Origin of the sequence: Abyssicoccus albus (assembly GCF_003815035.1) — a bacterium.
GTDB classification, from domain to species: domain Bacteria; phylum Bacillota; class Bacilli; order Staphylococcales; family Abyssicoccaceae; genus Abyssicoccus; species Abyssicoccus albus.
Genome location: NZ_RKRK01000002.1, coordinates 13,431 through 33,641, shown reverse-complemented (window position 1 = coordinate 33,641; position 20,211 = coordinate 13,431). Strand labels below are relative to the sequence as shown.

Sequence of the window (20,211 nt, the reverse complement as noted above, 5' to 3'; positions counted from 1 at the left end):
AGCTTGTCATCCAAGCTCTTTTTCATCGTCATTAACTCTATCCATACATTAATGGAACGGTGAATATAACATTAATGGAAAGGTGAATATAAATGAAGAATATTGCTATATTTTGTGGCTCACAAAAAGGAAAACAATTAGAATACATTCAAGAAGCAAAACAGTTCGCAACATTTCTTGCGAGAGAAGGATATACGATTGTCTATGGTGGTGGCGCTGTTGGTATAATGGGCGCAATTGCTGATGCAGCAATTGAAGCTGGTGGTGAAGTGATTGGTGTTATGCCGAATTTCTTAGTAGAACGTGAAATCGCTCACCCGAATTTAACAGAACTGCATACGGTGGATACAATGCATGAGCGAAAAGCATTGATGGCAGACTTAAGTGATGCCATTATTGCACTTCCAGGTGGTGCTGGAACTTTAGAAGAGTTTTTCGAGATGTTTACATGGGCTCAAATTGGTTTACATCGCAAGCCGATCGGTTTATATAATACTTTAAACTACTTCAATCCACTCATTGAAATGTTTAATCATATGATTACAGAGGAATTTATTAAAGAAGATTATATGAAAATGGTTGATATTGCGGATTCTCCTACTGAGATGATACGTTTATTAAAAGACTATCAAGATGTTCCAGTTAGAACATACGACTAATTGTTAAATCTTAAAATAGATAACCAATAATAAGAACCGACTAAGAATAGATGTTCTTGTCGATTCTTTCGATGTTTAAACTGTTTGGCTATATTTATAGAATGGGTTTATATATAATTTTTTCCATATAGCCTTTAATTCATATAATTAATGAATAGTTAAGTAATTTTCTTGAATAACTTTATTATTCGACTTCAACTTTATTTGAGCTCTCCCTTTATATGAATCATCAATCTTAATTTTAAATTTTTGCGTTACATAACCATCTTTCACTTTATACTGCTGTTCCTTTGAGTATGATGCTTCAGAGCTTTCGTTACCTTCAAGGAATTTTGAAATTACTTTGCCTTGCTGATTTTCAATACCTAGTTGCATTTTTTGATCATCCAATCTACCTTCATGTACATAGACTACAATTTCAAATGTTTCATGTGTATTTACATGAAATGGGAAATTCAACGTATATTCATATTTTTTATTGTTAAATTGTTGATCCTTATCTTTTCTGTCGATCTCATTATTATCTTTATATGTTTCATTTTTATTGTGATTGTTATCGCTGTTTTGATTGTTATTTTCATTTTGTGCATTATTATTGTTAATTTGACTTAAATAACTGCCTTTTTTGAAAGTCTTTGGATCAAACCAATCATAACCTTTTACTGGTGATCCCCACGGCTCTCTGTCATATTCTTTACCTTGGCCTGGTTCTTCTTCCTCTAATAATGGAGTAATTTTATCTCGCTCTATATTCTCAGGTAAAGATTCATATTCATCTTCACTCAAAAGCCATTTAATCGCGTTAATTGCAATGGTTTTATGACTAAATTCATTAAACCCAGGGTATGTTGTTTTCTCTCTACCATTATCTTCACGTTTATATTTTGGTGAGTCATCTTCAAAGTATGACGAGTCTCCAGCAAAAAAAGCTTTTCCTTTACCGACAACGCTTAAAGCCATCATTGCACCTTCATCTCTTCCGCCGTCATTATAGACACCTTGATCAACGGCATGGTCCCATGCATCTTTTTTAGATAGTTTGGGTGGATATATTATACCTTTTGCAATATCTGGATTTGTAATTGCAATCGTTGAACCTGCATTCATTTCAATTTTCTCTACACCTTCTGTAATACCAAAGCTTTGATCCGGAGAAACGATTTGAGTTGATTGAACTTTATCTAATGAATTATATCTAAATCTGACACCAAAATGCTCATGTAAGAAATCTACTCCCTCGACATCTTGCATTGCCTCAGCGTGCTTTTCTTTATTAGACATTCCTTTTGTTGGATTAGACATCGCACCGCGTCGATATCCATTCATAACTTCAGAAGAATCAAAACGATTAAAATTTCGATCGCCATTGTAATGATTTGATATGAAAAAGATCCCTCCTCCATTTTTCACAAATTCGATAATGGCTTGTTGTTCACTTATCTTTAGAGGAATATTCGCTTCAGGCATGACTAATACGTCTACTTCTTTTAATGTATTCTGATTGAGTTGTTGCATCCCATCTGTTTGGGTTATATGATAGCCATTTGATTTTAATGCATCTCCAAACTCTGAGAATCCGCCATCAATAACCCAATCAGCTTCACCTGACGTTTGACCATGTGATGCATCAAATAATATCGTTTTTTTCAAATTATCACCTTCGTGAGCATTATCATTCGATTGTTTATCATATAATGATGACTTTGAACTACATCCAATAAATAACATCATTACAACTATTGTAATGATGCTAAACAATGCATATTTAAACTTCATTTAACCAGTTCTCCTAGACGAAACTAAAAGTACATCGACATTCACATTAGCATTTTGTTGAAAAGATGAATGATCTGAAGTCTTATTTTCATGTTCAAAATTGTTATTCACATCTTTTTCGTCCATTTTTGCCACAACATTAATCTCAAACGGCTTATCTTTTACTAGATACTTGATTCGCACATCTCTTTTATCCTTTTTATTTTGTGGTGTTTGGTCAGCGTAAGGTATTACATCCCCAATTGTGCTAATCAATTCTACATTTAAATGTCTAGCAATTTCTTCACCTATTTTTTGAATTTTCATTGTTTGGTTTTCTAATGTCTTTAACACTTCTACATTCATATTAAATTCCTCCAAAATTTTTCGAATTTATATTAAAATTTATATCATTATTTATTTTAATCTCTTTTTCTATCACTATTCGTTCTATGTTCATTTTCTTCATGTCTTGATGATTCATTTCTATCATTATTGTTAACACCGTCATCACTATTAGTTACATCATCATTTTTTTACCATCTAAAGGTTCTTTCTCTGTCGACTTTTTCTTGTTTTCATCTTTTGGTTCATCACTATTTTGCTCTGAATCCGCCTTAGAATCAACCTTATCTTTATCGTCTTCTTGTTTATTATTTCCTTTTTGCTTTTGTTTTAAACTACTTGATTCTTTTTCAAGAGATTTAATGTCCTTATTAAGTTGTTCTTTCTCTTTTTCTAATGTTTCAATTTGAGAATTTTGCTCTTTAATTTCCTTACTTAACTTTTCATTATCCTCATCATTAGAACATCCGTTGAGCATAAATAATATGCCTACCGAACTAATAACTCTTATACATTTATTAAAAGTTAATTTCATTATTTTCCTCAAAGCCTTTCATGTATCTATTTTTAATCATTCATGTTCTTATACATTATCGATTTTTTTATTTTATAACCACCTTTTTGATTTAAAGATATCATAAGGTCATTTGTAGATGAAACTTCAGTTTTGATTAATTTATGCTGAGAATGATTTTTCACCCAAGATTCAAATTCAACTTTCAACCTTTTATGGTAACCTTTATTTCTATATGTGGGATTGGTCCATGAAAATTTAATATACCAACAAGGTTCTATCGGTTTAAAGATAACATACATGATACTGATTAACTGGTTTCCGGTATCATTTAGTATGTAATAGAGTCTTCCGAATTTTTCTTTCAACTCAAATTGAATCATTTCTTGATAAATTGCATAATTTATTTCACTACAAATTTGTTGTTCATTCAACATTTCTTTAACTAACTTATCAATCACCATATAATTATCCAACTAGAACGCCCCTTTGATACCGCTTATATAGACAAATATATTATCAATTCATTATTGAAATATTATTATTACTAATAATAATTATAGAAAAATTATAAAATGTGTTGATTATATTCGTATTTTTATTATAATCCGATTACTCTTCTAATGTATATCAATATTTTTCACATAATTTATTAATATAATGTAAATTTATTGTATTTTTTCTGTAAAAAGACTTTACCACCTTATTACTTTGGTATTCTTAAATGGCATTTACAATATTATTTTAAACTTAAGGAGGATAATTCATAATGAAACAATCTTTATTGAAATCAACGTTGCTTTTTAATCTTATCGTTATTTTAACATTGATAATGCCATTTAATACAATGCTCGCTGCACCTTCCACAGAATCACCAACAGTTGAGCAAGCTACAACTGAGTCATCAACTACTGAAGCGTTGTCTACAGAGGTAACATCATCTGAAGCAGCCTCTATTGAAGATCCTTCAACAGAACAACCTGCAACAGACACTTCATTGGAATCTATTTCTATTATGCATACTAATGATATGCACGGTAGACTTAAAGATGATGGTGATCGTTCAATTGGTATGGCAAAGTTGGAAACAATTAAAAAAGAACAAGATCCTACGTTCATGTTCGATGGAGGAGATGCATTCCAAGGATTACCTTTATCGAATTTTGACAAAGGAGAGAGCATGGCCAGAGCCATGAATGCCGTTGGATATGATGCGATGGTTGTTGGTAACCATACTTTTGATTTTGGTTATGAACAAGCAATTAAATATAAAGATTTGCTAAACTTTCCTATCTTATCATCTAACGTATACAAAGATGGTCAATTAAGTTTCACACCTTCATATAAAGTTACAAAAAATGATATTAACTACTCAATTATTGGCGTTACTACACCTGAAACTAAAACAAAAACTCATCCTAACAATATTCAAGGTGTAACATTTACCGAACCACTTCAAGCTGTTCGAAAACAAATGGAACAATTAAATAGTACGACTGATGTATTCGTTATTCTAGCTCATTTAGGCGTTGATGAATCAACACCACAAGCTTGGAGATCAACTTATTTAATTGACCAATTATCACAAATGGAACAATTTAAAGACAAGCCAATTATTCTAGTAGATGGTCATTCACATTCGTTATTTGAGCAAGGTCGCCAAATTACTGATAATGCGATTCACGTTCAAGCTGGTAACCACTTAGGACATTATGGTCTTGTATTAACTGATATTGAAAAGACTGCAACTGGTCATAACCTTAAAAATACTAAAATGTCTACACATGGTGCCGAAAGTCATTTAGAAACAGCTCCGTCATCAAACACTCAATCAATCGTTGATGAAGCTGTAGCGAATTTCGAACAAGAAACTAATGAAGTTATGTTCTATAACAAAGAATTATTAAATGGAACTCGTGAATTCGTTAGAACTCAAGAGACTAATTTAGGAAATATGATTGCAGATTCACTATATCATTATGGAAAATCTGCATTTAGTTCACCTTCCGATTTTGCTGTAACGAATGGTGGTGGTATAAGAGCCGACTTACCAGCAGATCAGGACATTACACTTGGTGACATCATCACAGTTTTACCTTTCGGTAACATTATCGCTCAAATAGATGTTCCAGGATCTGATGTAATGGCGATGTTCGAACATGCACTAAGTGCTGAACTGACTACAGATGAAGATGGTGAACAAGTTTTAGGTGCAAATGGAGCGTTTTTACAAGTATCAGATTCAATTAAAGTTTATTATGACATCAATAAACCGATTGGTGAACGTGTTGAAGAAATTCGCATTCTAAACCCTGAAACAAATAATTATGAACTTCTTGATGAAAATAGAACATACAAAGTTGCAACAAATGATTTCTTAGCTGTTGGTGGAGACGGATATACAATGTTAGGTGGCGAACGTGAAGAAGGACCATCTATGGATAAAGTATTTGCAGATTATATTAAAAATAACTTAGACTCTATCGATTCATATTACACAACAGAAAAAACAAGAATTTTACCAGCATCAATGTTACCATCTCTAGACCCTTCAACTGAAGAAGTCACTACCGAGGATATTTCATCTGAAGATGTAACGACTGAGGAAATCACTACTGAAAAAGTTACTGCTGAAGATATGACGACTGAAGAAGTTACAGCTGAACAGTCTTCTGAAGATACGACGACTGAAGAAATTGCAACTGAACAATCTTCTAAAGATATGACGACTGAAAATAACTCTAATAAATCAGTAATAGAAGAAAATCAATTATCAAACGAAGCAGAAAATGAAAACGAAATTCATGAACACTCAACAATTCAAAATAATCAAGATGATATAACTGAAAACAAAAACGTAGTGTACAGTGATGAAGATCAAGAACTCTCAGATAAATCAACATCAACTGATCAACAAGATGAAAGTGACAACTTATTACCTGCAACAGGTCAAACACCATTCAATCCATTAATTCCAGCAGTTGGTTTTATCATACTTGGAGCATTCTCGATTTTATTCACTCGCTCAAAATCTTCATTCTTTAACTAACATAATAATTCATTTCAATATCCAAAAAGCAACCATAGATATGGTTGCTTTTTTTGGATGTTATACTTTAACTTTTTACTTTACAAGTGAATATTCTTTTCATTCATATAAATTAACGTTACAATAGAGTTGTCAGATTCGTTTGACGACAACTTTATACATTTCTTTCGGGGCAAGGTGAAATTCCTAACCGGCGGTGTGTACTACAATGTACGAGCCCGCGACCTGCACATATTGAGTTATGTGTGGCTGATGTAGATGAGCTACAGCCGACAGTTAAAGTCTGGATGGGAGAAAGAAAATCAAAGCCTGTTATTTAATAGGTTTATTTGATGATGCGTTATTTCTCCTACACTATTCAATAGTGTAGGTTTTTTTATTAACGCTACTGTATAAGGAAGTGATATATATTGAAATATTTATACAATGCATTACAACTCGCAAAATTTGTAGAGCATCAAACAAGTACTAACCCTGCAGTTGGGTGTGTAATCGTAAATAATGGGAAAATCGTTGGAATGGGAGCTCACCTAATAAAAGGAGAACATCACGCTGAAGTACATGCATTAAAACAAGCTGGCCTTTCTGCTTCTGGTGCAACTTTATTCGTGACTCTTGAGCCTTGTAGCCATCATGGTAAGACACCACCATGTACTCAGGCAATTATTGATGGGGGTGTTAAAGAAGTAATATATGCGCATCGTGATCCAAATTCATTAGTCCATGGACATCATGTTCTAGAAGAGGCAAATATTAAAACAACGCATATGCCTTTGGCTGAAATCGAATTATTTTATCATCAGTTTGATATTACAATATCAAAACAACGTCCATATATTACAATAAAAACTGCAATGAGCATCGATGGCAAAATGCATCTAGATAACTTTGACTCTAGTTGGATTACATCTGAATCGAGCAGAAAAGATGTACATCAATTGCGACATCAATATGATGCAATTGCAGTCGGTGCAAACACTTACCATTATGATAAACCACGATTAAATGCTCGTTTAGATGATTATGGGCAACAACCTTTACCGATTATATTTACGAATCAGCCTAGAGACATATTAAACGATCAACACCAACATGCAATATTGGTGGGTCAATACGGGTTAAATCCAACTACAGCATTAAGTGACTTATATAACCAAGATATTTCTTCAATACTTATTGAAGGTGGACCAACCTTGATTAACCAATTATTAACTCAAAGACTATTTGACGAATTAATCGTCTACATTGCCCCGAAATTATTAGGTAGTCGACACACTATTTATGAGAATCCTCATATTACTTCAATGGAAGATATTCAACATTTAACACTCTTTTCCACTGAACAGTTCGAATCTGACATCAAACTTACTTATAGAAATGAGGTCGAACCATGTTCACTGGACTTATCGAATCCACAGGATTAATACTTTCAATTGACCAATCAAATAATGGTCTTAAAACTTTCACAATACAAGATGATACTGTAATCCAAGATATAAATATCGGAGATAGTATATCGATTAACGGTGTTTGCTTAACTGTGATTTACTTTGATACAAATTCATTTCAAGTTCAAGCAATTAAGGAAACACTTAACATTACCAATTTATCAATGTTAAACAATGATGATATTGTAAATTTAGAACGTGCAATGCTTCCTACAACACGATTTGGTGGTCATATTGTTCAAGGTCATGTCGATGGTGTAAGTGAGATTATACATTACGATAATCATAGTGACCATATTGAAATTAAATTAAGCATCCCAGAACATCTTATGAAATATATGTCACCTAAAGGTTCTATTACAGTAGATGGCATTAGCTTAACATTGTTCGATGTATATCCGAGTGATAATACTGCCACTTTATCTATTATTCCCGAAACAAAGCAGAAAACTAATATTTCGCATCGAAATATTGGCGACTTTGTTAATATCGAGTGTGACATATTAATAAAACATATCGATACGTTATTACAACATCAAGGGGGAAGTAAATATGACCTTTGATACAATACAAGATGCCGTGAAAGACTTATGTGCTGGTAAACCGATCATCGTTGTCGATGATGAAGATCGTGAAAATGAAGGGGATCTTGTGATGTTAGCCGAACATGCAACACAATCATCGATAAACTTCATGGCTAAGTACGGGCGAGGACTTATTTGCACTCCTGTCCATCACACAATTGCAGAAAGATTAAACTTACGTAAAATGACCAGTGAGAATACCGATCCACATGGGACAGCATTTACTGTGAGTATAGATCACATGAGTACAACAACGGGTATAAGTGCTAAAGAACGAGCTATTACGATAAAAGCGTTATTAAATGATGAAAATACTGCCCATGAATTCAATAGACCAGGACACATATTCCCTCTCATTGCACATCCAAAGGGTATTCATGCAAGAGGGGGACATACAGAAGCAGCCATTGAGCTTGCTAACCTATGTGACAGTAAGCCTGTCGGAGTTATATGTGAAATCATGAATGATGATGGAACAATGGCTCGATTAGATGATTTATTGCAATTCAAAAAGATACACCAATTAAAACTTATAAATATTGAACAACTCAAGAAATATATTTCTTCAATCGAACATACAGCAACCGTTAATATGCCAACACAGTATGGCAACTTCACAATGTATGGGTTTATCGAAAAAGCAAATGAAAAAGAGCATCTCGCACTTTTAAAAGACAAACCTAGAAATGATATGCCTGTTAGAATTCATAGTGAATGTATTACTGGTGATGTTTTTACATCTAAGCGATGTGATTGTGGTGAACAATTAGATCAAGCATTAAAAATTGCAGAACAACAAAATGGTATGATTATTTATCTACGTCAAGAAGGTCGTGGAATCGGCCTTACAAATAAGTTACGTGCTTACGAACTCATTGAACAAGGGTATGACACGGTCGAAGCAAACCATCAACTCGGCTTTACAGATGACTTGCGCACATATCACGTTGCTGCTGATATATTAAAATTCTTCGATATAAATCGTGTCAAATTAATGAGCAATAATCCTTGTAAAATCAATGGATTATCTTCATATGATATTGACGTAATAAGACAAGCACATGAAATTCATTTCAATGAAATCAATGAACAATACTTAAAAACAAAAAAAGAAAAATTAGGACATATGTTGGAGGTTAAATAAATGGAAAATATACAAAAAGTTCAAGGTCACTTAAACGGGCAAGAACTTAATATCGCAATTGTAACAGCATCATTTAACTCATTTATTACATCTAAATTAGAAGATGGTGCGATACACACATTAATTCAGCATGGTGTATCAAAAGAGAATATTACTACTGTGTCTGTACCTGGTGCTTATGAATTAGGACTCATTTGTAAAAAATTAAGCGAAACAAAACAGTATGATGCGATTATCGCATTAGGGTGTGTCATTAGAGGTGCAACGACACATTATGATTACGTATGTAATGAAGCAAGTAAGGGGATTCATCATGCGAGTCTCGAGACAGGGGTTCCTAATATATTCGGTGTAATTACTACAGAAACAATTGAACAAGCGATCGAACGTGCCGGCACAAAAGCTGGAAATAAAGGAAGCGATGCTGCAGTTGCAGCAATTGAAATGGCTAATTTAGTCAAAACGATTGAACAATAAATATCTATAAAATATCATTAAATATATCATTGAATAATTTAAGGACTTGAATGTCAATCATTCAAGTCCTTAGTCGTTAATAAACAATTTAAGTTAAAACAATGTGATATCCATAAAGAACCAAACGATCATCACTAATAATAAAAATATTTTAGCAATTGTTGAAGCTAAAAAACCAACAAATGAACCGATGGAAGCTTTCAACGCTAGATCAAAGTCATTATTTTGAATAAACTCAACAATAAATACTGCAATTAAAGGGACTAATATAATACCAAATGGTGGGAATACAAATAAACCGACAATAACGGAAATAAATGCAGTGATTTCACCAAGTGTTGAGCCTCCATATCTTTTAACAAAATAACTACTTGCGATAAAATCAGATATTAACGAAAACAATGTTATGACAATCATTGCAGACCAAAATACCCAAGACAATTTATCGTCATTAATTCCAAAATGGTAAACAAAGAATCCTATCCATGGAAAGATTGCACTCGGTAACATTGGTAATACAATGCCTACGAGTCCAAGTAAAAACAATACTATAATAATTAACCATAATGCTATCGTCATACTCTAACCTCCTCTTTACTAAAGAGTAATATTATAAAAGCCACTATTAAAAAACTTCCGCTTACATAGAATACATACCCTAATCCTACCCATTCACTCATTGCTCCACCAAGTAAATTACCTACAAATTGACCGACAATCATCGCATTAGAAAATAAAGTCGATGCATAACCCGGGAAATCAGGTAATAAGTCTTGGAAGAAACTAATCCCTAATCCTAACAATACTGATATAAAGAAGGCCAACGCAATTTGTCCAATGAGCATTGCATAAACAGATTCAAAAATACCAATAGAAATAAAAAATATAGCGCCTACAACAGCTCCAATTTTTAATAACGTCATCGTTTTTAAACGGCTTGCGAGCATACCTAAAAGAATCATGATGGGTACTTCTAGCCCTGCACATGCACTGGATAACCAGCCTACCTCTCGAGCAGATTCATTTAAATAGTTCTTTACATATAAAGGCATATTCAATAAATACATCCATTGACCTATATGTAGTAAAACAAATGCAATAAAGGGTAGCAATATTTCCTTAGTCTTAAACATATTAGGTGCTCCTGATTTAATATGTGTCGATGTTGAATAATGAAATTGAGTATTAGGTTTCTTAATAAATAAGCACGACACAAATACAACAAGAAATAGAAGAATTGTACCAATAAATAAACCATCGTAATCAAATTTCATTAATAGTATTGTTCCGACAAGAGGGCCCATCAAAAACCCAAAGCTAAACATAGACCTTAATACTGTATTCGCTAACACTGCACGATCACTATGAGATTCATTAATCCCTTCTCTAGCAATAGCATATAGTTGTGGCATTGCAGGCGCACCTAATCCTTGAAAGAGAATCACAAGAATAATCATCAGCAATGTATTACTAATCAATAGATAATTCATAAAAGCAAATACGAAGCATAACAACGAACAAAGTATAATAATATTTCGATATTGCGGTATCTTATCACTTAACCGTCCTACAACTGAATTGACTAGAAAGCTCATTAAAGCAATCATCGCAAGGAAAATACCGTGTTGTGTACTCGTTATACCATGAACTTCCGTTGTAAATAAAACAAGGAATGGTGCGGTGATTGCTACAGCCATTCCAATGAAAGTCATATTGGACAAAAATAATTTATAGTTTTTTATGTTCAACAATGATAGAAGCAAATTCTTCACCTACTTTATATGATTTATTCATTATAACAGGTTATTTATTGAATTGTATTACAATTGCTGCTTTATCATCATGAACTTTTGACCGTACAACCTTCATTTTATCCTTATCATTAAGTTCAAATTGATGTATTTTATCAGCAATGAGTTGGCAGCCTTCGTTATATAAATCCATGATTAAATCTTCTTCACTATTCACAACAGGATATAGTCCATCCGTATGTAGAATGACCGCTTCTAAGTTAGACATCGGTATCGAACCATTATTGAGAACTTTTTTCAGCGCACTATCACCGTTCAACACAGTGTATTCACTACTTAAATTAGCAAAATTACGATAATTAAGTGCCTCTTGTTTCATCTCTTCAGGCCATTCTCCTCGTTTGAATTCATCTAGGTTGTGATTACGCCATTGCTCCAATCGATCTATTTCACGACTTTTAAATCGATCTTCATTTATTTTCTTTACGATCATTCGTTCTTCTTCATTTTCTTCATTACGAAATATAGCATAAAGCATACAATCTGCAGTTTGAGACCATTCTATTATCTTTTGATCATCATTTATACGAATAACCGCATGACAGCATTGAAAACGATCTTTTGTTTCAATAGGATGTGCATTTAGCTCTTTCATACGCTGATCAATCGCGTAATTAGCTTCCATTGTAATATCCTTTATCGACATCTTGTTGAATCTACTCATACGATGATCATTCAAGTATTCTTGAACAGCATTCGTTGCATGTCTACCAGCTGTTAAACCTTCGTAAATCTCTTCATTCAAACTCGTTACACCATCAATGACCCCAAAAATTGATTGCTGATGATTAATAATTAGACCATCTTCATTGATTGGATTTTGACCTATACGTGTATATGCATCAATTGTGTAAGACATTGTTTCACCTAGTTATTTATATTTATTGTTCATTTGAAACTCATGGTCCAATATCATTTTCGCATGATTAACTTGTGATTTTATTTCATTAAAGCTATTTCTCACATAATCCATTATATGATTCGCTTTTTCGTATGCTGTATTAAAATCTTGTTGACTAATCAGACTATCATCTAAAGCTCGTTGAAGATCTTCTTCATCGACTAATTCAAATTGTCCATCAGGTAGAACTAGCACGTCTAAATATAAATCATGCGTTCTACAATTACCAAGCTCAGGTATATTCTCATAATTAATATCAATATAATATTGCAAAATTCGATCATGATTATCGAACATTACCGTCATACTATAAAAATGATCATTAGGAACAAGTTGTAACCATTTGTAGTGATCATCAATTACTTTCACTTGTTGATTAACAATTGTCAACGTTAATGGCTCTCTTACTTTCTTTACATAGATCATTGCAATAATACCACTGAATATATCATCATTAATAGCACGTTCGATGTAGTCTTTCTCAGTAATACGCCTCCAATTTCTCTTATCCGTATATTTAATCTTCATGACAAGCCACTCCTTATCATCAGTATACTAAAATAAGATAAATGATTCACACATTATGAATAGCTATTCTTTATACCCAATGGCGATACTTTCCACATCATCACGATTTGATTTTCCAATAAGATAAGTGAGTGAATCAGGTGATCCATATGACTCAGAGATTAACTCTTTTATCTCAATTAATTCTTTTGGATTGATCGATTGAGTTGTCATTTGAACTTTTCCTAAATCAGCTTCTTCGTCATTCATCATTTCATATTCCATTGTAGCTAAATATAACGCTTTATCATATTCAGAGTTAAATATTATTTTTTTATAATGTAAATCACTGTTCGATTGATTAAACAAATGATTTTTTATATCTTTTTGATTGATATAATTATGTTCAACTAAGAAGCTTAATAATGGTTGATCATAAATTGAGATATCTAAATAGACATCTTCATACTTTTCTGCGTCATCAAATGTTATAACAATTGTACCAACACTAGGATCAGTGGTTTTACCAGTTGAACTATCATATAACATTTTCAAGAGCTGCTGTTCAACTTGTTCAACATGTTCTTCTTTTATCTGTAATGATTTTTCTTTATGTTCATTATACATCTCGAATGATATGTTACGGCTATTTGCAAGTTTTTGTTCGATTTTCGCTATCATATTTTCATCAATTTCTCTTGCTTTCATATCTAGTGGTACTGATGCTGATAGATTGTTTGTTGTAACAGGGTATGTCCTAACTATTTTCTTACCATTGTCTAAAGTATATTGTAATGTATATTGTTTATATGACAAATATCCATTGATTAAATCAGACTTAACAGAACTTTGATGAAATTTAATAATATTTTGTATTTCTTCATCAGTTTTAACGGTTGATGATAATTGATCGGAATTAGTCAACTCACTTAGGTTCCTCAAATATGCTTCATCAGATAATAATTTAACTGAAGTAATTTCTGATTGTTTCGGAATATAACTTTCAAATTTATGTTTATAAAAAAGTATTACACTAAGTAAAATGATGTGAATCAAAGCAACCATCATTAATCTTCTAAAGTTCAATTGGATTTTAACAGTCTTTTGAATAAACATATTAACGATAATATATATGAGTAGAACACCAAGTATATATCCAATGACCGCTATATTTATACCGAAGAATTCTAAAATAATTGTTGATAAAAGCATTCCGATTAGACCACCCATTAATGTACAAATGATTACAAATATCGAATTTAATTGTTTGAAGGCAAATGTATTACTTACATATTCATTTTTTACTTTATAGAACAATATATAGGACCCTATCATTCCAATAATAATAAGTGCTGACCAGCACAATATAAATGCAATACTAAGCCCATCATAAACATTTTCTAATACATAGAATGGAAAGGTCATAAAGTATAACCAATTCGGAAGTTCAAACTGTTGTGAATAACCATTCAGTAAGTATTGAGCATTCAATCGAGTGAGTCCGTATAGAATGGCCGGTAATAAAATAACAATCGGCACCAACACAATGTGTAACAAAATATTATTCATACATAGCACTAATAATGTTGCAAATGTATAAAATACCATATAAATAAAGAAGCATATGATTCCCCAATAGAATATCTCGTTAATCGTTATTTGCTCGATAAATAGGAATTTCACGCCAATAAGCAAAACCATTTGAAAAATTAATGGAATCATCACCGCAAACAATCCAACATAATGTATATGCGTTAAAAGTGATGCTCGGTTAAAAGGTAATTGATGCATAAAGTCATTGCTATTCGTATTGTTACTAAAATAATGTAGAACAGCAACTACAATAACTGCATAAACACATAATCCAATAACTTGTAATGGCATCATATATAAAATTGGACGTTGCGTTTGTATAAACTCATTAATCGCTGTAGGACCATCCATATATATCATCAATAGTACAAATGGTTGTACTATTATATTAATAATTATCGTGATCAATATAATCCACTGAATATTTGAGAAAAAATGATTAAATAAACTACGATTCCAATATGATGTTGTGAATTTCATATCCTCTTTCCCCCATTTCATAACTGAAAATTTCTTCTAAAGTTAACGGTAAAATGTCATACATGAGAGGATTAAATTGAGTAATAATCTGCTCAATGTTATTGTCTTTACGTATTAAGAGTGTATACACACGACCTGTTTTAGTTTGTTTATATATTTGTAATTGATCAAATAATGCTTTTGGTGGATCACTTCTAAATGCGATTTGCAGTTTACAAATATTAGTTTTCATCGTATCTATAGCACTCGAATAAATCTTTTGACCGTAATGAAGAATTGTGACCGCATCGCATAAGTCTTCGACTTCTCTTAAGTTATGACTTGAAATCACTAATGTAACAGATCTCTCACTTACTTCTTGAATAAGTAAATTTTTAATCTTTTGACGTATAATTGGATCCAATCCATCAAAAGGTTCATCTAATAACAATATATCGGCTTTAATGCTTAACACTAAAATAAACAACGCTTGTCTTTGCATCCCTTTACTAAAAGACGCAATGGGCTGTTTTACATCCAATTGGAACATATCACATAATTGTTCAAACCTTTTTCCATCAAATGATTGGTAGACTCTTTCATAAAACTTACGCTGATCTTGTAATGAAGCACCTCTAAAAAAATATGGAATATCAGGAACAAAAACTACTTTTTGCTTCAATGCGCTGTTGTCATATATAGAACAACCATCAAAATTTACTTGCCCTATTTCTGCCTTTAATAAGCCCGCCATTACTTTGAGCATTGTCGTTTTACCTGCACCATTGGATCCTAATATACCGTGGATACTTCCTTCTGATATCAATAAATTGAAATGATTAATCACTTTTTGCCCTTCAATTGTTTTCGTCAAATTACTTATTTCGATATTCATTTATTTCAGCCCCTTCTTTTTGGATTTTATTTGTCACCTCATAAATCAAATCTTTAACATCTATGTCTAATAAGTTTGCTTTCTCAACGATTGGGATCAGTTCATCGATAAGCTGCTGTCGTTGTTCATCATAAACATGTGATTTCACTCGGCTTACAAAAGACCCCTTACCAGGTATTGAATATATATATCCCGATTCTTCTAACACTCTGTATGCTTTTTGAATCGTATTAGGATTCACTGTGATCATTTGGGCTAATTCTCTAACTGATGGGATCTTCTCATTAGGTTGTAGTAACCCGAGATGAATATGCTTTTGAATTTCTTCGACCAATTGTGTATAGATTGGTACTTTGGACATTGAATTTATATTGAATATTTTAATCACCTACTCTATACTAACTGTACTATTTAATATAATACAGTTTAAAATATAAAAAAACAACAAACTTAGATTTAAGTTTGTTGTTCTACATTGATTTAATATTTATTAATATTTTTATTCATCCACATTATGATACACATTTTGAACATCTTCTAATTCTTCTAGAGCATCAATTAACTGTTCAAACGTCTGCATATCATCATCTGATAATTTCAATTCACTTTGTGCAGCTAAGTTTCTCTCTGCAATTTCGAATGTTTCCACACCATTTTGCTCTAATGTATCTCGAACACTATGGAATTGTTCAAAAGGCGCCGTAATGATGAGCGTATCGTCTTGTAATTCAATTTCTTCTACATCAATTTCTGCTTCTAACATCCATTCAAGCACTTCGTCTTCACTAAATCCTTTAATTCCAAATACGCATAGGTCATCAAATAAATAAGATACAGAACCGCTTTGGCCCATATTACCACCATTTTTACCAAAAGCAGCTCTTACGTCACTTGCTGTACGATTCACATTGTTTGTTAATGCATCAACGATAATCATACTTCCAGCCGGTCCAAATCCTTCATAACGAAGTTCATCGAAAGTTTCTTCAACATTCCCTTTCGCTTTATCTATTGCTTTATCTATAATATGCTTTGGCACTGAATAAGTTTTGGCACGATCCAATACCGCCTTTAGTGCTTGATTTGACTCAGGATCTGGCTCTCCTTTCTTCGCTGCCACATAGATTTCACGACCAAATTTAGCATAAATTCTAGAAGTGTTTTTATCTTTTTGTGCTTTTTTCTCTTTTATATTATTCCATTTACGTCCCATTTCATTCATCTCTTTCTCTATTCGTAATATTTCATTGTTTTATTATAACATTGTTTTAAAATCATCTTTTAAACTTATTAGCAAAATATAGTACTCTCTTAATAATCATCACTAAGTTGACAAATAGATTAAATCCCATTTCTCGTGGTGAATAGCGATTATGCTTAATTCTATTAAAATCATACATTGTATATAATATATACAAAAACAAAGCAAAGATATTTAATGCTAGATAGAAATAAGGAATTTGAATAAAGAAACCGACTAAACTTCCAAAAATCAATGCGATTAAGCCAACAAATAAAAACTTACCCCATCCTGCTGCATCATCAATGATGAAATATCCAATAATCCCTGCAACGATAAACGTCGCAATGGCTACACCAATATTTTTGTAAAATAATGATTCACCTAAATTATGCATATACATAGTGAATGTTGTGTAACTCAAAACGCCTAATAGTAACGCGTATAAATGTGATATCACTAAATTAAAAGTTTTTGATATTCTCACGAAGAATGATACCATGACAATACCAAATAAAACCATGTGAACGGTTGGTCTATACTCTGCCGGTAAAAACTGTCCAAAAAAAGCTCCGACACCAAAAATCAACCAATAATATATAAAATAAAACCATGTCATTTTAATTTTTTTCGAAACACCCGTACTAAGAGTACTCTCTACCATTCAATCACCTCTTTAAATTTTCACCATGATATCATTCCTTTATATCAGATATTGTATCACATAGCATGTATTTCTTAACTTCTACACTGATTGACCTGACGTTTCAAAATTTACAATGCGCATTTCTACACTATAAACGAGTTGAACAAGTTGATGAAAATTAGCTTGAGTAAGCAAGTACAAATGCCAAGGAAGACTTGGTTCATAATCATGCAAAGCAATTAAGAACGAATCCTCACTTCTTAAAGCACGGAATTCCATTCTCCCTCTCTTTTCGGATTGTTTATTTTCTAGTTTCCCACCAACGATGTCGTACCTTACAATCCCTTCTTTGGAGCGCCTATCTACATATGATAAATGGAGCAATGATTCATTATTAGCTTTAAAAGAAATTTTTACATCATTTTCAGTTTGTTCAACGTTGATAAATTGATGTCCACTCTCTTTTAACCAACTAAAATAATGCATTGCTATATCTTCAATATCCATATTTTCTGGCATAATAAACTTATGAACACTTCGCATTGAATTTTTACTATCAACTTTCATGTTTAACATTTTTGGTCGTCTACTAACCTTTATACTTGTTTTCTGAACAGGCGTTGAATAAGATTCCAAGCACTGAACAACAGCATCATATGGTACATTTTCTGTCACATATATAATTTGGCAGACATTGTTATATTCCGCAGCACGCGCGATATTATCCGCAATGAGTAGATACAAATCTTCAAACTTGCCTTGAATTTTACGCGCATTTCGCATAATAGGATCTTCAAAAAAAATGACAGTATGAATTCCTTTTAATGCCTTTTCCATTTCACGTAATGAGAAGATATCTCTTTTTAGATAAGTTATATGCTCTGTTGGTGGCAAGTCACGACTACTTAAAGTAACTATCTCATAATTATGTTTAAGTTGTTCCTTTAATTCCCTACCAATATGACCTACAACGCCAGGCATAAAGACTTTATGTTTCATATCGTTGACCTTCTTTCATTATAATTAAAGTTAATATAGTTAAACAAAGTACGATAATACATCCTATACTTATAAACCCTAAATTAAACTTTGTAAACACTCCGCTGACAAGTGCCCCGACGATAGATCCAATACTAAATGCAGCGTACAATATACCATTTGCCAATCCTCTATTATGGTGGCTAGTATATAAGCTAATCATTTTATTCATTGACATAAAAATCATCGCAAAACCGACCCCATAAATTGTCATAGTAAACACTGCAATAATGAGTGTCGATGTAAATTGTAAAGCAATCATACATACAATCAAAACTGTTTGACCGAACAACATATTTCTACTTAAAACCTTAAAAGAAGGTTTATGAATACCTTTGATAAATAGCATAATTGCAATTAAACCATAGATTGTTAATAAAATACCTGTAAACTTCGATGACAAATTCATATTTTCCACTGTAATCGGTAAGTGATAAGTCAATGCACCATTTGCAAGCATTAAAGAAAATGCAACAATGTATGCCAAAACAAGTGGCGGTTTTAAAATATGTTTAAAATGAATTGAGATCACTTGATCACTTTTCTTCTGATCGATTGATCTGTTAGAAATATTTTGTTTTGCTTCAGTCATCACAATTATGGCCATGATTATAAATAAAGCTAGCTGAATATAATACACTGAATGATATGATTCATTACTTGATACAATTCCACCAATCATTGGGCCAGTAATTGCAGCAACACCAATAGCAATTCCACTTCCTGACGCTTTATGCTTTAATTCTTTTATATGTTCTAAATCACCTAGCCATGCAAACAACACCGGTGTTAATACACCTGCAAATAATCCATGTAATCCTCTTAGCAATAGCAATTGTTCTGCTGAGTTAATTAATAGATATAAACACATTGATGGTAAAAGTATTAATAAAGTCATTAATACAATTCTTTTTCGACCATATCGATCTGACAATATACCTCCAATAACATTACCTATTAAATTAGTTAAGGAGTATATACTTACAATGAATGCAGCAAATTCATGGGATGCTCCTAATTGCAATGAAAACGGAGTGATGATGGGTAATTGGATAAATAAATCCATAAATGCAATCCAAATTAATATATATATTTTTAGCATGATAAAGCCGCCTTTAGTTATTTATATAACATATTATAAATCTT

At 32.3% G+C, this 20,211-nt stretch carries 21 protein-coding genes and 1 riboswitch; of the genes, 6 read left to right on the top strand and 15 right to left on the bottom strand.

Features of this window, described 5'->3' with window-relative positions; genetic code table 11:
* Window positions 1-92: 92 nt before the first annotated feature.
* Window positions 93-659, top strand: a complete 567-nt coding sequence (locus EDD62_RS00210) for an LOG family protein (protein WP_123807082.1) — start codon at window positions 93-95, stop codon at window positions 657-659.
* Between the two features lie 147 nt (window positions 660-806).
* Here the strand turns inward: EDD62_RS00210 and EDD62_RS00205 are convergent, their stop codons facing one another.
* The 4 genes from EDD62_RS00205 to EDD62_RS00190 all read right to left on the bottom strand — a co-directional run bounded on the left by EDD62_RS00205 (window position 807) and on the right by EDD62_RS00190 (window position 3,749).
* Window positions 807-2,435, bottom strand: a complete 1,629-nt coding sequence (locus tag EDD62_RS00205; RefSeq protein WP_123807081.1) for a DNA-binding protein — start codon at window positions 2,433-2,435, stop codon at window positions 807-809.
* Window positions 2,436-2,780: a hypothetical protein gene (locus EDD62_RS00200; RefSeq protein WP_123807080.1), complete on the bottom strand. Its 345-nt coding sequence runs from the start codon at window positions 2,778-2,780 to the stop codon at window positions 2,436-2,438.
* A gap of 154 nt (window positions 2,781-2,934) precedes the next feature.
* Complete coding sequence (locus EDD62_RS00195; RefSeq protein WP_123807079.1) at window positions 2,935-3,237, bottom strand: hypothetical protein; 303 nt, start codon at window positions 3,235-3,237, stop codon at window positions 2,935-2,937.
* A gap of 89 nt (window positions 3,238-3,326) precedes the next feature.
* Window positions 3,327-3,749, bottom strand: a complete 423-nt coding sequence (locus EDD62_RS00190; protein ID WP_123807078.1) for a GNAT family N-acetyltransferase — start codon at window positions 3,747-3,749, stop codon at window positions 3,327-3,329.
* Window positions 3,750-4,042: 293 nt separating this feature from the next.
* Between EDD62_RS00190 and EDD62_RS00185 the strand changes: the two genes are divergently transcribed.
* From EDD62_RS00185 to ribH, 5 genes are all read left to right on the top strand, one after another.
* Window positions 4,043-6,322, top strand: coding sequence for a 5'-nucleotidase C-terminal domain-containing protein (locus EDD62_RS00185; protein ID WP_123807077.1), 2,280 nt, complete (start codon window positions 4,043-4,045; stop codon window positions 6,320-6,322).
* 159 nt (window positions 6,323-6,481) lie between these two features.
* A riboswitch (FMN riboswitch) is annotated at window positions 6,482-6,625 on the top strand.
* Window positions 6,626-6,732: 107 nt separating this feature from the next.
* Window positions 6,733-7,746, top strand: coding sequence for a bifunctional diaminohydroxyphosphoribosylaminopyrimidine deaminase/5-amino-6-(5-phosphoribosylamino)uracil reductase RibD (gene ribD, locus EDD62_RS00180; RefSeq protein WP_170152722.1), 1,014 nt, complete (start codon window positions 6,733-6,735; stop codon window positions 7,744-7,746).
* Window positions 7,713-8,333 (top strand): riboflavin synthase, encoded by a 621-nt coding sequence (locus tag EDD62_RS00175; RefSeq protein WP_123807075.1) that lies wholly within the window; start codon window positions 7,713-7,715, stop codon window positions 8,331-8,333. The genes ribD and EDD62_RS00175 overlap by 34 nt, the downstream gene beginning before the upstream one ends.
* Window positions 8,323-9,498, top strand: coding sequence for a 3,4-dihydroxy-2-butanone-4-phosphate synthase (gene ribB, locus EDD62_RS00170; RefSeq protein ID WP_123807074.1), 1,176 nt, complete (start codon window positions 8,323-8,325; stop codon window positions 9,496-9,498). The genes EDD62_RS00175 and ribB overlap by 11 nt, the downstream gene beginning before the upstream one ends.
* A gap of 9 nt (window positions 9,499-9,507) precedes the next feature.
* Window positions 9,508-9,975, top strand: a complete 468-nt coding sequence (ribH, locus tag EDD62_RS00165) for a 6,7-dimethyl-8-ribityllumazine synthase (protein ID WP_123807764.1) — start codon at window positions 9,508-9,510, stop codon at window positions 9,973-9,975.
* Between the two features lie 93 nt (window positions 9,976-10,068).
* Here ribH and EDD62_RS00160 read toward each other — a convergent pair whose 3' ends face one another.
* The 11 genes from EDD62_RS00160 to EDD62_RS00110 all read right to left on the bottom strand — a co-directional run bounded on the left by EDD62_RS00160 (window position 10,069) and on the right by EDD62_RS00110 (window position 20,167).
* Window positions 10,069-10,554 carry a DUF456 domain-containing protein gene (locus EDD62_RS00160; RefSeq protein WP_123807073.1) on the bottom strand — a complete coding sequence of 162 codons (486 nt, stop codon included), beginning with the start codon at window positions 10,552-10,554 and terminating at the stop codon, window positions 10,069-10,071.
* The gene (locus EDD62_RS00155) at window positions 10,551-11,738 is read right to left on the bottom strand and encodes a sugar efflux transporter (RefSeq protein ID WP_123807072.1); all 1,188 of its coding nucleotides are present in this window, start codon (window positions 11,736-11,738) and stop codon (window positions 10,551-10,553) included. The genes EDD62_RS00160 and EDD62_RS00155 overlap by 4 nt, the downstream gene beginning before the upstream one ends.
* 40 nt (window positions 11,739-11,778) lie before the next feature.
* Window positions 11,779-12,645 carry a hypothetical protein gene (locus EDD62_RS00150; RefSeq protein WP_123807071.1) on the bottom strand — a complete coding sequence of 289 codons (867 nt, stop codon included), beginning with the start codon at window positions 12,643-12,645 and terminating at the stop codon, window positions 11,779-11,781.
* 12 nt (window positions 12,646-12,657) lie between these two features.
* Window positions 12,658-13,215 (bottom strand): ribonuclease FAU-1 family protein, encoded by a 558-nt coding sequence (locus tag EDD62_RS00145; protein ID WP_123807070.1) that lies wholly within the window; start codon window positions 13,213-13,215, stop codon window positions 12,658-12,660.
* Between the two features lie 63 nt (window positions 13,216-13,278).
* The gene (locus EDD62_RS00140) at window positions 13,279-15,267 is read right to left on the bottom strand and encodes a hypothetical protein (protein ID WP_123807069.1); all 1,989 of its coding nucleotides are present in this window, start codon (window positions 15,265-15,267) and stop codon (window positions 13,279-13,281) included.
* The gene (locus tag EDD62_RS00135) at window positions 15,236-16,141 is read right to left on the bottom strand and encodes an ABC transporter ATP-binding protein (protein WP_123807068.1); all 906 of its coding nucleotides are present in this window, start codon (window positions 16,139-16,141) and stop codon (window positions 15,236-15,238) included. Before EDD62_RS00135 ends, EDD62_RS00140 begins: the two co-directional genes overlap by 32 nt.
* Complete coding sequence (locus EDD62_RS00130; protein ID WP_170152721.1) at window positions 16,122-16,529, bottom strand: GntR family transcriptional regulator; 408 nt, start codon at window positions 16,527-16,529, stop codon at window positions 16,122-16,124. Before EDD62_RS00130 ends, EDD62_RS00135 begins: the two co-directional genes overlap by 20 nt.
* A gap of 111 nt (window positions 16,530-16,640) precedes the next feature.
* Window positions 16,641-17,354, bottom strand: coding sequence for a YebC/PmpR family DNA-binding transcriptional regulator (locus EDD62_RS00125; RefSeq protein WP_123807066.1), 714 nt, complete (start codon window positions 17,352-17,354; stop codon window positions 16,641-16,643).
* Window positions 17,355-17,415: 61 nt separating this feature from the next.
* Window positions 17,416-18,045 (bottom strand): Bax inhibitor-1/YccA family protein, encoded by a 630-nt coding sequence (locus tag EDD62_RS00120; protein ID WP_123807065.1) that lies wholly within the window; start codon window positions 18,043-18,045, stop codon window positions 17,416-17,418.
* Between the two features lie 81 nt (window positions 18,046-18,126).
* Window positions 18,127-19,026: a Rossmann-fold NAD(P)-binding domain-containing protein gene (locus tag EDD62_RS00115; RefSeq protein ID WP_123807064.1), complete on the bottom strand. Its 900-nt coding sequence runs from the start codon at window positions 19,024-19,026 to the stop codon at window positions 18,127-18,129.
* Window positions 19,016-20,167 carry an MFS transporter gene (locus tag EDD62_RS00110; RefSeq protein ID WP_123807063.1) on the bottom strand — a complete coding sequence of 384 codons (1,152 nt, stop codon included), beginning with the start codon at window positions 20,165-20,167 and terminating at the stop codon, window positions 19,016-19,018. The genes EDD62_RS00115 and EDD62_RS00110 overlap by 11 nt, the downstream gene beginning before the upstream one ends.
* Between the last annotated feature and the right edge of the window lie 44 nt (window positions 20,168-20,211).

What these genes read in the sequence shown, in the direction of transcription:
- EDD62_RS00150 (WP_123807071.1), bottom strand. Translation starts at nt 12,645, where the DNA reads ATGTCTTACACAATTGATGCATATACACGTATAGGTCAAAATCCAATC.
- EDD62_RS00120 (WP_123807065.1), bottom strand. Translation starts at nt 18,045, where the DNA reads ATGGTAGAGAGTACTCTTAGTACGGGTGTTTCGAAAAAAATTAAAATG.
- EDD62_RS00210 (WP_123807082.1), top strand. Translation starts at nt 93, where the DNA reads ATGAAGAATATTGCTATATTTTGTGGCTCACAAAAAGGAAAACAATTA.
- EDD62_RS00200 (WP_123807080.1), bottom strand. Translation starts at nt 2,780, where the DNA reads ATGAATGTAGAAGTGTTAAAGACATTAGAAAACCAAACAATGAAAATT.
- EDD62_RS00185 (WP_123807077.1), top strand. Translation starts at nt 4,043, where the DNA reads ATGAAACAATCTTTATTGAAATCAACGTTGCTTTTTAATCTTATCGTT.
- EDD62_RS00110 (WP_123807063.1), bottom strand. Translation starts at nt 20,167, where the DNA reads ATGCTAAAAATATATATATTAATTTGGATTGCATTTATGGATTTATTT.
- EDD62_RS00135 (WP_123807068.1), bottom strand. Translation starts at nt 16,141, where the DNA reads ATGAATATCGAAATAAGTAATTTGACGAAAACAATTGAAGGGCAAAAA.
- EDD62_RS00145 (WP_123807070.1), bottom strand. Translation starts at nt 13,215, where the DNA reads ATGAAGATTAAATATACGGATAAGAGAAATTGGAGGCGTATTACTGAG.
- EDD62_RS00140 (WP_123807069.1), bottom strand. Translation starts at nt 15,267, where the DNA reads ATGAAATTCACAACATCATATTGGAATCGTAGTTTATTTAATCATTTT.
- EDD62_RS00125 (WP_123807066.1), bottom strand. Translation starts at nt 17,354, where the DNA reads ATGGGACGTAAATGGAATAATATAAAAGAGAAAAAAGCACAAAAAGAT.
- EDD62_RS00195 (WP_123807079.1), bottom strand. Translation starts at nt 3,237, where the DNA reads ATGCTCAACGGATGTTCTAATGATGAGGATAATGAAAAGTTAAGTAAG.
- EDD62_RS00115 (WP_123807064.1), bottom strand. Translation starts at nt 19,026, where the DNA reads ATGAAACATAAAGTCTTTATGCCTGGCGTTGTAGGTCATATTGGTAGG.
- EDD62_RS00175 (WP_123807075.1), top strand. Translation starts at nt 7,713, where the DNA reads ATGTTCACTGGACTTATCGAATCCACAGGATTAATACTTTCAATTGAC.
- ribB (WP_123807074.1), top strand. Translation starts at nt 8,323, where the DNA reads ATGACCTTTGATACAATACAAGATGCCGTGAAAGACTTATGTGCTGGT.
- EDD62_RS00160 (WP_123807073.1), bottom strand. Translation starts at nt 10,554, where the DNA reads ATGACGATAGCATTATGGTTAATTATTATAGTATTGTTTTTACTTGGA.
- EDD62_RS00205 (WP_123807081.1), bottom strand. Translation starts at nt 2,435, where the DNA reads ATGAAGTTTAAATATGCATTGTTTAGCATCATTACAATAGTTGTAATG.